Here is a 12,135-nt window from a genome sequence, read left to right as displayed (position 1 = left end):
ATGCCGCGCAGATCACGTGAAGATCACAGAATTGATGAGTGGGTGTCATGTGAGCCCGGCGGTGGGCCCCTTGTTCCGCCGTCGGCTCGGGTGCCGGAGCCCGGCCCGGGTGTCAGCGTCGCGCCGCGGGCTCCCCGGTGGGCGTGAACTCCACCGGCAGGGTGCGCAGTCCGCGCATGATGAGTCCCCCACGCCACCTCAGATCGGCCGGATCCGCCGCCAGCCGCAGGTCCGGCAGCCGCGTCAGCAGGGTGGCCAGCGCGGTCTGGCCCTCCAGGCGGGCGAGCGGCGCGCCGAGGCAGTAGTGGATGCCGTGGCCGTAACCGAGGTGCTGGTTGTCGCGCCGGGACAGGTCGAGGGTGTCGGGATCGGCGAAGCGGGCAGGGTCGCGGTCCGCCGCGGCGAGGACGACGAGGACCGGGTCGCCCGCGGCGATGTCCTGCCCACCGAGGGTCAGGGGCTGCGTGGCGAACCGCCAGGTGGCCAGTTCCACGGGGCCGTCGAAGCGCAGGAGTTCCTCGACCGCCGTCTCCAGCAGGCCCCCGCTCCCCCCGAGGGATTCCTGGAGGCGGGCGCGCTGCGCGGGGTGGGTCAGCAGGGCGTAGGTGCCGTTGCCGATGAGGTTGACGGTCGTCTCGAACCCGGCGAACAGAAGGATGAACGCCATCGCCGCCGCCTCGTTCTCGGTGAGGTGCTCGCCGTGGTCGGAGGCGCGGATGAGGCCGGAGATGAGGTCCTCGCCCGGGGCCGCTTCGGCGGGCAGGGCGGCACGCTTGCGGTGGATGAGGTCGGCGAGGTAGCCGCGCATCTTCTTCACGGAGCGCGCCACCCCGCCGCGCGGACCACCTCCGTGGCGGATCATCATGCCCGCCCAGTCCCGGAAGTCGTCCTGGTCCTCGCGCGGGACGCCGAGCATGTCGCAGATGGCGTAGATGGGCAGCGGGAAGGCGAACTCGTGGATGAGGTCGGCGGAACCGCGCGCCGCGAACCCGTCGATGAGCCGGTCGGTCAGCTCCTGCACGCGCGGCGCGAACTCGGCCACCCGGCGCGGCGTGAACGCCTTGCTGACCAGCCTGCGCAGCCGGGTGTGGTCCGGCGGGTCGATGTTGAGCAGATGGGTCATCAGCTCGGCCTTGCGCTCGCCGGGGATGCCGGTCTTGCCCCTCGCGTGCGCCGGCTCGTCGTGGTGCGCCGGGTTCTTGCTGAGCCGCTGGTCGGCAAGGGCCTGCCGGGCGTCCGCGTACCGGGTGACCAGCCAGGCTTCCACCCCACTGGGCAGCCGCGTCCGGTGCACGGGCGCATGCTCGCGCAACCAGGCGTAGGCGGGGTAGGGGTCGGCGGCGAACTCCCAGGAGAAGAGTTCGGGCACGGGTGCCGGGGTGGACAGGTGGGCGGTGGGGGCGCCCGTCGCGGGGGCGGGGTCGGCCTCGGATCCGGGGCCCGGCGCGGGCGTGGCGCCGGGTGCGGGGGCGGGTGCGGGGTCGGGCGTCGGAGCGGGGTCGGGCGTGGCACCGGATCCGGGGCCCGGTGACGGTGCGGCGTCGTGTGACGGGGACGCTCCGGGCATGCCGCCGGGCGCGGGATGGTGGGGCTGGGGTTGGTCGGTCACTCGTCGACGGTATCCGCATGCAGGTGGGCCTCGGGGTCCCGGTGGCCGGGGCGGGGCCCCGCGCCGGCCGCCCCCTCCTGCGCCACGCGGTTCTCCTCCGCCCTGATGGCGTCGCGGTAGGCGCGGGCCGCCGCGCGCAGGGCGGTCTCCGGGTCGGTGCCCTCGGTGCCGGCATGCGCCGCCAGCGCCAGCAGCTCGTAGCCGAGGCCCTCCCCCTTCGGCAACGGCACGTCCAGTCCCGCCGTCCGCGCACGTGCCGCGAGCTTCGCGGCGAGGGCCAGGCCCGGCTGCTGCAGGGGGATGCCCTCGGTGACCGAGGTGCGCTGCTTCTCCGCCGCCTTGGTGCGCAGCCAGTGCGCCTTGACCTCCTCGGGGGTGGTGGCCGTCTCCTCCCCGAAGACATGGGGGTGGCGGTGGATGAGCTTGGCGACGATCCCTCCGGCCACGTCGTCGACGGAGAAGGGCTCCTCCGGGTCCTCCTCGGCGATCCGGGCGTGGAAGACGACCTGGAGCAGGACGTCCCCCAGTTCCTCGCGCAGCTCGTCCCGGTCGCCGTCCTCGATCGCCTCGACCAGCTCGTACGCCTCCTCGACGGCGTACTTCGCCAGTCCCTCGTGGGTCTGCTGCGACGACCAGGGGCACTCGGCACGGATCCGGTCCATGACCTGCACGAGGTCGAGCAGCCGGGCACCGGGCAGGTCGTAGGCCCCGGGCAGGAGCTCCAGCTCGGGCATGGCCACCCGTCCGGACCCGGCGAGCCGGGCGAGCCCGTCGGTGAGCGCCGGCTCCCCCTCGCCGGAGGCCACGACCACGACCGTGCGGCCCCCGGCGCAGTACCCGGCCAGTTCCTCCGCTGTCGGGGAGGCCTCCTCCACCCGTATCCCCGCCTCCTTCAGGTACGGCACCTGGGGGTGGGTGCCGTCCGCGCACACCACGCGGTCGGCCGCGCGCAGCGCCTGCCAGGCCGGCCAGGACAGCAGGCCGGGGGCGACGCGGTGGCTGGTGGTGAGCAGGACGACGCGGCCGGGCCGTGTGGGGCCGGGCTCAGCGGCTGCGGGGATGTTCGGGTTCACGCTCCGAACGTAACGCACGAGGACGACAGGCCCCCCGGTTGTCCACAGGGATGCTCGTTGTCCACAGGCACGGGATGCCCGGCTCGCCGCGCGAGCGGCCGGAACCTGCCGGTCGGGGGGCCTGCGGGACGGGCCGGCCGCGGGACAGCAGGCCTACCGCCCGGGAGATCCCGCGCGCCGGGACGCGTCCGTATTCTCCCGTCACGGCCGACGTCACGCCCAAAGCCCCCTGCGGCCGTCGTCCGGCGCGGTCGGGACGGCCCGGTCGTCGGACGGCCGTCGGCCGGTGCGCCCCGTGGGGCGGTGCCGTCGCGCTACCGCGTCAGGCCGTGCCCTGCTGCCGGCTCGCGGTCACCTCGCGCACCCACGGGGTCTTCGCGTCCACGCGCCCGACCTTCTCCACGTCCCAGCTCCCGTAGCGCGGGTTCATGTCTACGTCGAGTTCCTTGGACGCCTTCGACAGCGCCGCCCAGAAGGCGGGCTGGTTGGTCTGGGTACCGAGTGCGGAGGCCAGCTTCTGCGCCTCGACCTGGAGCCGCAGGTTGTCGTCGAGCCGCTGCGGCGGCACGCCGTACTGCTGGAGCCACGTGGTCTCCAGCGCCTTGGCCCCGCCGGTCTGGCGTTCCAGCTCGTCCCGCAGTTGCTGCACGTCCCTGCGGCTGACGGTGACACCCGCGTCCTCGGCCGCGCGGTGCAGCACCCGGTCCAGGACCATGCCGTGCAGCGTGTCGCGGGCGATCCCGCCGGTGCCGGAGACCACGCGCGCGTACTGGGCCTCGTCCGGCACCGCCTCGCGCTGCGCCGTACGCACCTCGTTCACCCGGCTCTCCAGCTCCGAGACGGTGATCCGCTGATCGCCGACGACGGCCGCCGCGCCTGCATGCCCGTCGTTTCCGCAGGCGGTCAGGAGGGGCGCCGCGGCAGCGATCACGGCGGTGAGCAGGAGCGCGGTGCGACGGCGGCGGTGCAAGGAAACCTCCCGAGGAGATTGTGCGGCGGTGCACAAGGTCTTGCGGTGATCGATGGTAGGCAGTGGGCAGGCTCAGGCCAACCCATTCGACCAACGATTCACCGCCACTTCCGGCACCGCCGCGCCGCGCACCCCACCACGACGGCGCCCACGACCCGTCCCGGGGCGTGGCCCGCACCCTGTCGATGCGGAGGGTGCGCAGCCCAGGGGCCCGCCCGGCCTCGATCGCCACAGCGGTGGGGAAGGTCCCCGTGGATCAGCGGGTCGTCACGGACGGAACACCGCCGTCGGCCTCACGCCGGCCCCTCGGACTCGGTCGTCCTCAGCGCCTCGACGAACGAGGCGAAGGCTTCCGCCGGGAACGTGAGGACGGCGCGCCCGGGGGCCTTGGAGTCGCGGACGGAGACGCTGATGATGTGGCGGGCGACCTCCACACAGTCGTTGCCGTCGTCGGCATCGGAGTAGGACGACTTGCGCCACGTGCGAGGGAAGGTCACCGGGTGCCTCACAGTTCCTGTGCCAACTTGTGGATGAAATCGCGCGAATGGTCAGGGGCACGTGCGACTTCCCCAATCTCACGGAAGCGCGTTCGAAAGACGCCCAGCATGGCTTCGGAGTCGATGAAGGCGGAGCCGTGGGGCACGTCGCGCACCACCGTGTCGAGCTTGGGGACCGGGCCGCCGACGTACGTCATGGTGTAACCAGCCCTGGTAGAGCCTTCGAGCTCGAAGGGAATGACTCGAATCGTGATGTGATCGGCTTCCGAAGGGTCAAGGATCCTCGACAGCTGCGCCCTTGAGGCGTCACGATCAGCGACCATGATCCGCAGAGCGGCGTCGTGGATCACCAGCTCGTAGGGGATCGGGGCAGGCCCTTCGATGATCACCCGACGCGCCACCCGATGACGGACTCGCAACTCCTGCTCTTCCCGGGTGAGTTCCGGAACACGGTTGGCGAGAAGCGCCCGGGCGTACACCTCGGTCTGCAAGGGTCCGGGCACAAACAGAACGGCCACGTCACGCCGGTACCGGGCATGGTGATCCAGCTCGGACAGATCGAGGAACGACGTGGGCAGCAACCCCGATACTCCTCCCACCAGCCGCGCGTCCGGTCGGTGGCCACGGCGACGAGAGCGTCGATGAACTCCTCATCCGTGCAGGCGTAGTGCGACGCGAGGCGGAGCAACCGCTCCTTGCTGACGCCTGTGAGCCCGGACTCGATGTGGCTCATCTGCACTCGCCCTGCCCCGAGCAGGGCCGCCGCCTCACGGGGCCGTGAGCCCGTCCACGGCCTCATCCGCCTCGCCGAGCTGATCGGTGCGGAGCTGATCGGCAACGCCGTACGCACACGAAGGGGCCCGCCGGGTTGCGGGTGCGGTGGCGCGAGGGGACCCTGCGGGTCGGCGCGTGGGACGCCGACCCGGAACCGCCGGACTTCCCCGCGGAGTTCGCCGAGCCGGCCGACGCGGAGGAAGGACGGGGGCTGGTCGTCGTACGGTCCTGCTCCGACCTGTGGGGCCGGCAGCCCCTGTCGAGGTTCGGCAACCGGGGCAAGTACGTGTGGTGTGAACCGGCCACGACGTAGGCCGGGAGGTCCTAGCCGCGCATCTGCCCCAGCCATTGCAGCGTGCGGCGGACGTCGGCGGCGAGCGGGTGCCCGGGGCCGTGCAGCCGCTCCACGTCGAGCAGCAGGCGTCCCAGCATGTCGTGGGCGGCGGCACGGTCACCGAGGGCGAGCAGCAGATGCCCGATGCGGCGGCGCACGTCGTGCGCGAGCGCCGGGTCGCCCGACACGTACTGGTTCTCGTAGTACGGCAGCAGCGCACGGTACTCGGCGAGTGCCGCCGCGGGTTCGCCGAGCTGCTCCAGGCACTGGGCGGCGTCGTAGCGGTACCGCAGGGACTGCGGGTCGGCCTGCCCGTACTCGGTGGCGCGTTCGTCGGCGAGACGGCGCAGTTCGGGCAGCGCGCGCCGGTACTGGCCGTCGTCCATGAGTGTGGCGGCGTACTGCTTGCGCAGGGTGCGCACGACCGGGGAGTGCTCACCGTGCTGCTGCGCTGCGGCGGGCAGGATCGCGCCGAGGATGTCGACGGCCTGGGTGATGCGCCCCGCGCCGAGGAGGTGCTTGACCTCGTCGATGGCGGCGGCGACGTCGACGTCGGGCTGCTCGGCGACCTGCGGCGCGGTGGGCGCGGGCCGGGGCGCGGGCGTCCGCGCACGGTCCGGCCAGGGGGCGTGCGGACGCAGGAAGGGGCGCGTGGGATCCAGGGGCGCCCCTGTGGGCGTCCCGCGCGCAGGCAGCAAGGGCGCGAGGTGCTCGTACACCTCCTGCGCGGAGGCGGGCCGGTGCTGCGGGTCCTTGGCCAGCAGGCGCAGCACCAGACCCTCCAGCGCCTCGGGAACCTCCGGGCGCAGCCGGCGCACCGGCAGCGGCGGCTCGTACAGATGGCGGTGGAGCACCCCGAGTGCCGTCGACCCGGCGAACGGGACGTTGCCGCTGAGGAGTTCGTGGAGCAGCACACCGAGCGCGTACAGGTCGGTGTAGGGGCCCACGGCGCCACCCATCGCCTGCTCGGGGGACATGTAGGCCGGCGAGCCGATGGGCGAACCGGTGTGCGTCAGGCGGGTGGTGTCGCTGTCCATGACGGACGCGACCCCGAGGTCGAGGACGGTGACCGTACCGTCCTGCTTCACCATCACGTTGCGCGGCTTCAGGTCGCGGTGGACGATCGGTACGGCGTGCACGGCGCTCAGCACGGCGCACAGTTGCGCGGCGACGGCAACCGCCCACTGCCAGGGGTACGGGTCGTGCTCGGCGAGGTGGTCGGCTAGGTCCGCGCCGTCGACGTACTGCATGACGAGGAACAGCTCCTCGCCCTCGCTGCCCGCATCGTGCACGGTCACCAGGCCGGGGTGGTCCACCTGGGCGGTCACCCGGCACTCGCGCAGGAACCGGCGGCGCAGTTCGTCCGCCTCCTGACCGGCCACCTTGTCGGGGCGCAGCAGCTTCACCGCCACGCGCCGGTCGAGCCGGCGGTCGTAGGCCGTCCAGACCTGGCCCATGCCGCCCTGGCCGATGAGGGTGGCCAGTTCGTAGCGTCCGGCGACGACGCGTCCCGTCGTCATGGTCATCTGGCGCCCCCGGGACCGCGCCCGTGCCCGTGGCCGCCGTCGGGATCGCCTTCGTTGCGGCGCAGATAGGCGCTGAGCTCGTCGAGTTCGGCGCGCACCTGGTCGATGCGGGCGGGGGCGGGCGGCTGCGCGGGCGGGGGCGGCACGGGAGCCGGGGGCACGACCCCCTGCGCCGGCGGCTGCTGCGGTACCGGCGTGTGGTGATGGTGCGGGGGCAGGGGCGGCTGCTGCACCGGCGCGGTGGTGTACGGCGACGGGTGCGGGGGCTGTGGGTGGCCGTAGGGCGCGTGCACCGTGGGGGCGTGGGGCGCCACGTGTCCGCCGGACAGTCGCCACTGGCGGTGCATCTGGATGTCGACGGTGAGGAAGTACGCCACGGCGGCCGCACCGAGGACCAGCACCAGGGCCGTCGCGACGTCGCCGCGCGTGTCGTTCTTCGGCACGGACCCGACCACGGCCAGCGCGGCGATGGAGAGCGGCAGGCTGACCCAGGCCACCGTCCAGTCGAACCACCGCCCACGCTGGACGGCGATCCGGAACAGCGGTACGCAAGCGAGCAGACCGCACGAGAGAAGTCCGATGGCGGCAAACAGCACGCGCAGGGTGATGACGGTGCCCTCACTGCGGGAGGGCGGCACCGTGCCGTGGCCGTACATGGCTGCTCCTGGACCGGTTGGCCGATGGGGACGAGGATTCCGAGCGTATAGGCCGACCCGTACAACCGGTCCCGGGTTGTACCGAACCGTTGCCGCACTGATCACTTCGCCGCCCACGCACACGTGTCCCTGGCCAACTACAGCACGTCGCTCCCTCTGCGGCCCCGTCGCCGTTCGCGGCCCGGCCCACCGCCCGAGCACGTCGCAGCCCTCGTGCCGGCCTCGGCCCTCCCCTCCCGGGACGACCGCCTCGCTCCCGCCCGGCCGAGGAAGTCGCGAAAGCCCAGCACCACCCTCGCCGATCAAACGCCTTCGCCGATCGGCACCGTGCCCGAGCGACCCGCTGGGTTCCGTGCGGCGCCCGCCCCGGCCGTGCGTGTGGGACCGCTTCGCGGTCGGCGCGGGTCGGTGGTATGCCGACCCGGGCGGTCGTTCTCCACCGTGGCCGGGTGGCGGGCGCCCACCGGCACCGTGACGGCGGCCGGCCCTGATCCGGGCTCCCGCCGCCAGTCGGGGCCGGTCGGGCAGGGGGTGTTTCGAAAGTCCGGTGCGGTGCCCGCGGTGTCCGGTGCGTGCTCTCGGCGTGCCGGACGAAAGACCTCGTACCGGATGTACTCGGATCTACGGCCGGTGCGGCGAGAGTGCGTGCCGGGCGCCGTGGGTGCTGTGCGGGACTCTCGGAACACCCCCTAGCCGTCAGTCGGGGGCCACTGTCCCGTCGGTCAGCCCGTCGTACATCCCGCGCACGAGCTGCTCCCCGAGCCGGCCCGTGAGCCGGAGCGCCCGCTCGAACTCGTCGAGTGCGCGGAAACGCGCGCCGTAGCGCCGCTGCTCCTCCAACGGCAGCCGGGGCAGGTTCAGCCGGCGCACGTCGAGCCGGGTGGCGGTGGAGGCGTAGCTGCTGGCCTGGCGGTTGTTGGCGGTGCCACGCAGGAACCCGGCCAGGAACCAGGGATCGAGCGCCGTGCGATCGGGGCGCAGAAGCACCAGGTTGCGCCCCAGGGCGGCGCCCCCCGTCGCGTCGTCGACCACACGCGCCACCGCGCCTCCGCCGAGCACCGGCACGACCACATCTCCCGGCTCGGTCAGCACGGCCTCCTCGTCGCTCTCGGGCAGCGTCCCCGAGGGACCCGTACCGGCGAGCACGTCGTGGTCGGTGAGGACGGGCACCCGCGCGTGGCCGCCGTTCCCGCCGGTGCGCATCACCAGGGCGCCGCCGCGCGCGAGTTCACCGACCGTGGTGAGCGGCCAGCGCGCGGGCTGCCCGCCCCCGGCGGCGCCCGCGGGTCCGGCGGGCGGCGGGGTGAGCTCGGCGGTCAGCCGCAGCGTCTCCCCCAGCCGTTCCCGTACGGCGACGAGCGCCTCGGCGCCGTCCACGACGGCGGGCGGAGGCAGGTGGCGGGCGGGGGCGATGTCGACGTCGTCGTCGAGCAGTTCGATGACCGGCACGCTGCGCGCCAGCCCGGGCCGCTCCTCGAGCGCGCCCGCGCGCTCGAAGGCGCGCCAGGCGTCGAGGACGGCGTCCCGCACGGCCGGCCAGTCGGGCCCCCCACGCCCCTCGCCGGTGAACTGCCCGGCGTCGGCCAGCAGCACCTCCGGCTGCGCCGGCGGCTGATCTGGCCGCCGCAGCAGCCACAGGTGGAGCGGAATGCTGTACGGCGGTGCCGCACCGGCCGGAAGGGCGACGACGGCGCGCAGGGCGCCGCGACGCAGCAGGTCGGCGCGGATACGGCGGCCGGAGCGGCGGGACGCGACGGCCGGCGGCATGAGCAGCACGGCGCTGCCACCGTCCCTCAGCCGGGCGAGGGCGTGCTGCACCCACGCCAGCTCGGACTCGGCGCGGGCCGGGAAGCCGTACTCCCAGCGGGGGTCGTAGGCGAGCTCGTCGTGGCCCCAGTTGCGCTCGTTGAAGGGCGGGTGGCACAGGACGGCGTCGGCGCGCAGGCCGGGATGGGCGTCGGCGCGCAGGGTGTCGCCGGCCGCGCCGTGCACGGTGGCCCGCGTGTGCAGGGCCAGCCGGAGTGCCGTGAGGGCGGCGAGTTCGGGCGCGCTGTCCTGGGCGTACAGCTCCTGGCCGGGCTGTGGAGCGACGGCTCGCAGCAGGGCACCGGTGCCGCAGGCCGGGTCCAGGACGGTGCGGGCGGGGCCGGCCAGATCGGCCATGAGGCCGGCGAGGTCGGCGGGGGTGAGCGTGTACTGGCGTGGGTTGGCGTCGAGATGCCGGCCGAGCAGGAACTCGAACGTCTGGCGTGCGCCCAGGTCGGCGGCGAGTTCCGCCGTGCCGCGCAGGAGGGGGACAGAGGGGAGCAGCTGGGGACCGGTCGGGGCGTGAACAGGAGAGGTGCCGGTCAGCGGAGTCTGGGTGTTCACAGCAACCCCGGTGCCGGGCCCTGGTCCACTGTGAACATCGACCTCGTCGTGAACACTGCCGCCACTGTGAACACCGGAACGGTCAGCGCCCCCCGCGTCGAACCGCAGAGCGAGCACCCCCTCCAGCGCACCCGGCAGCGCCGCCGCAAGCCGCTCGTCGGAGCCGGCACTCACCTCCAGCCAGACGGTGGGACGCTCGTGGATCAGCAGGAGCACGCAGCCGGCGTGGATGAGGGCGCCGACCGGGCCGGCGGGATGACCGGCAAGCTGCTGCCAGACCCGCTCACGCAACGGCACCTCGGCGAGTTTGCCCTGGCCACGCAGCCAGGCCTCGACCTCGGCGAGGGCGAAGGACGGGCTGGTCTCGGTGCCGCCGACCGGCTTGGGGAAGTCGGCGTGGCGGCGGCGCCAGTTGCTGACCGCGGCGCGGCCGACGCCTGCGAGCCGTGCGATTCCGGCGGCGGTCACCTCTGTCGTGTTGTCCTGCACCGGCCCCGCTCCCCTCATACCCCGTGAACGCCCCTGGCGGCATTGGCGGCCCTGTGGCAGGAGCATACCGAGATGCGCAAGTCCTACCGCTTCACGCACGTGTACCCAATGGAGAACAGGGAGCATGTTGACTCGGTTCACACGGCATGCTCTCATTGACCAAGCGAGCGAGAGATCGCCCGGAGCGGGCGGTCACCGAATCCCAGGGGGGACAGTCATGGGCACGAAGAGCAAGGTGGCACTGGGCGCTGTGGCGGGGATCGTCGTCATCGGAGTCGTCTCGGCGAACGCCGGCGGCGGCGACGACAAGACGAGCGGCGGCGGCAAGGGCCCCTCCGCGTCGTCCGAGCAGAAGCCCGGGGCGAAGAAGGACCCGGGCAAGGACGCCACCGGGAAGAAGGCCGCCTTCTCCGGAGACGGCGACTTCCAGGTCGGCACGGACATCCAGCCCGGCACCTACCGCACCACCGGCAACACGGACGACGCGTGCTACTGGGAGCGCGCCAAGGACGCCTCCGGTGAGATCGACTCGACGCTGGCCAACGACAACGTCACCGGCACCAGCTACGTCACCGTCAAGGCGAGCGACAAGGTGTTCACGTCCAACGGCTGCCACGACTGGGAGGCCGTGGACGCCGCCGCCAAGGGCACCCCGGCCGACTCCATGGCCGGCGACGGGGGCATGTTCAAGGTCGGCGTCGACATCGCCCCCGGCACCTACCGGTCCACGGGCAACACCGACGACTCCTGCTACTGGGAGCGCGCCAAGGACTCCGAGCACGCGCTCGACTCGATCCTCGCGAACGACAACGTGACCGGCACGGCCGTCGTCAAGATCAGCGCCTCGGACGCCTACTTCAAGACGTCCGGCTGCCAGGACTGGAAGAAGGCCGGCTGACAGCGGCCGCGCGATGGGGCGGGAACAGCACCCGCCCCGCCGTCCGCCCCGACCCCGGCCCGGCCCCGGGCAACACCCTCGGCGACCGGGCGGTTCCGGTCCCCGGCGGGAACGGCGAGGCCGATGCGATCAGTTCGCGCGGAACCGGGATGGCGCGCTGGTCGGATTGCCGCCGGAGGGCAGCGCCTGGTCCGGACAGCCGGACAGGACCTTCTTCATCGCGGCCTGCTCGGCGGCCGTGACCCACAGTTCGTACTTCTTCTTCACCGCGACCTGCGCCGCCACGTACGTGCACCGGTAGGCCTTGTTGGGCGGCAGCCACGTCGCCGTGTCGCCGTCGCCCTTTCCGCGGTTGGCGCTCGCGTCGACGGCGAGGAGGTTGAGCGGGTCGTTGGCGAGGGCGATGCGCTTGGCGGCGTCCCAGTACTTGGCGCCCTTCTGCCAGGCATCGGACAGGGCGACGACGTGATCGATGTCGACCTGGCTGCGGCCACGCCGGTAGGTGATCTCCTTGCCGGAATAGGGGTCCTGTTCAAGGACGCCGTAGGACACCTTGCAGTCGCCGCCGGTGAACCGCACGTCCTTCAGGTCCCGTTTGAGGATGTCGTCACGGGTGTCGCAGCCGTTGGAGTCGGTGTCGGCCCAAGGGGTTCCGAACCTGCTCCGGTCGTATCCGGTCTTCGGCGCGCGCCCCTTGACGGTCAGCGAGTCGGCGGCGGTGAGCGCCGCTCCCCCGCCGGCCGTCGACCCGGAACCGGCCGATCCGGTGGTCTGCTGCTTGCAGCCGACCGCGGCCAGTATCAGTACGGCGGCTACCGCAGTCCCGCCCCTCAGACGCTTCACGCTGCGCCCCTCCCCTTGCTCGACCGGTTCCGCCCCGCTCGGGCGAGTCTTCCCTCGCGTCGGACCGTACATACCGTAGCCGCACACAGGTTCAGA

Annotated in this window: 10 protein-coding genes and 1 pseudogene; 2 read left to right on the top strand and 9 right to left on the bottom strand. The window is 73.0% G+C overall.

Annotation, left to right across the window (positions count from 1 at the left end; all coding sequences use genetic code 11):
* Window positions 1–112: 112 nt before the first annotated feature.
* From I3F54_RS14190 to I3F54_RS14170, 5 genes and pseudogenes are all read right to left on the bottom strand, one after another.
* Window positions 113–1,609 (bottom strand): cytochrome P450, encoded by a 1,497-nt coding sequence (locus I3F54_RS14190; protein WP_240119092.1) that lies wholly within the window; start codon window positions 1,607–1,609, stop codon window positions 113–115.
* Window positions 1,606–2,682, bottom strand: coding sequence for a nucleoside triphosphate pyrophosphohydrolase (locus tag I3F54_RS14185; protein ID WP_240119091.1), 1,077 nt, complete (start codon window positions 2,680–2,682; stop codon window positions 1,606–1,608). Before I3F54_RS14185 ends, I3F54_RS14190 begins: the two co-directional genes overlap by 4 nt.
* A 322-nt stretch (window positions 2,683–3,004) precedes the next feature.
* A complete protein-coding gene (locus I3F54_RS14180; RefSeq protein ID WP_240119090.1) occupies window positions 3,005–3,652 on the bottom strand; it encodes a SurA N-terminal domain-containing protein in 648 nt (215 codons plus the stop codon).
* A 293-nt stretch (window positions 3,653–3,945) separates the two neighbouring features.
* Window positions 3,946–4,149: a DUF397 domain-containing protein gene (locus I3F54_RS14175; RefSeq protein WP_240119089.1), complete on the bottom strand. Its 204-nt coding sequence runs from the start codon at window positions 4,147–4,149 to the stop codon at window positions 3,946–3,948.
* Window positions 4,150–4,157: 8 nt separating this feature from the next.
* Window positions 4,158–4,948, bottom strand: a pseudogene (locus tag I3F54_RS14170) (helix-turn-helix domain-containing protein).
* Window positions 4,949–5,017: 69 nt separating this feature from the next.
* Between I3F54_RS14170 and I3F54_RS14165 the strand changes: the two are divergent.
* The gene (locus tag I3F54_RS14165; RefSeq protein ID WP_240119088.1) at window positions 5,018–5,236 is read left to right on the top strand and encodes a hypothetical protein; all 219 of its coding nucleotides are present in this window, start codon (window positions 5,018–5,020) and stop codon (window positions 5,234–5,236) included.
* Window positions 5,237–5,247: 11 nt separating this feature from the next.
* Here the strand turns inward: I3F54_RS14165 and I3F54_RS14160 are convergent, their stop codons facing one another.
* From I3F54_RS14160 to I3F54_RS14150, 3 genes are all read right to left on the bottom strand, one after another.
* A complete protein-coding gene (locus I3F54_RS14160) occupies window positions 5,248–6,783 on the bottom strand; it encodes a serine/threonine-protein kinase (protein ID WP_275676139.1) in 1,536 nt (511 codons plus the stop codon).
* Complete coding sequence (locus I3F54_RS14155; protein WP_240119087.1) at window positions 6,780–7,439, bottom strand: hypothetical protein; 660 nt, start codon at window positions 7,437–7,439, stop codon at window positions 6,780–6,782. The genes I3F54_RS14160 and I3F54_RS14155 overlap by 4 nt, the downstream gene beginning before the upstream one ends.
* A 696-nt stretch (window positions 7,440–8,135) precedes the next feature.
* Window positions 8,136–10,298: an N-6 DNA methylase gene (locus tag I3F54_RS14150; protein ID WP_240119086.1), complete on the bottom strand. Its 2,163-nt coding sequence runs from the start codon at window positions 10,296–10,298 to the stop codon at window positions 8,136–8,138.
* A 217-nt stretch (window positions 10,299–10,515) separates the two neighbouring features.
* Here I3F54_RS14150 and I3F54_RS14145 point away from each other — a divergent pair, with 217 nt between their 5' ends.
* Window positions 10,516–11,196, top strand: a complete 681-nt coding sequence (locus I3F54_RS14145) for a hypothetical protein (protein ID WP_240119085.1) — start codon at window positions 10,516–10,518, stop codon at window positions 11,194–11,196.
* A gap of 129 nt (window positions 11,197–11,325) precedes the next feature.
* On the opposite strand, the gene I3F54_RS14140 is transcribed toward I3F54_RS14145, so the two are convergent.
* A complete protein-coding gene (locus I3F54_RS14140) occupies window positions 11,326–12,039 on the bottom strand; it encodes an HNH endonuclease family protein (RefSeq protein WP_240119084.1) in 714 nt (237 codons plus the stop codon).
* Window positions 12,040–12,135: the final 96 nt, after the last annotated feature.

Origin of the sequence: Streptomyces sp. MUM 2J (genome assembly GCF_022414535.1) — a bacterium.
In the GTDB taxonomy this organism is placed as follows: Bacteria; Actinomycetota; Actinomycetes; order Streptomycetales; family Streptomycetaceae; genus Streptomyces.
Note: the sequence above shows the minus strand (reverse complement) of the source record. Positions and strands in the feature narration are given on the sequence as shown.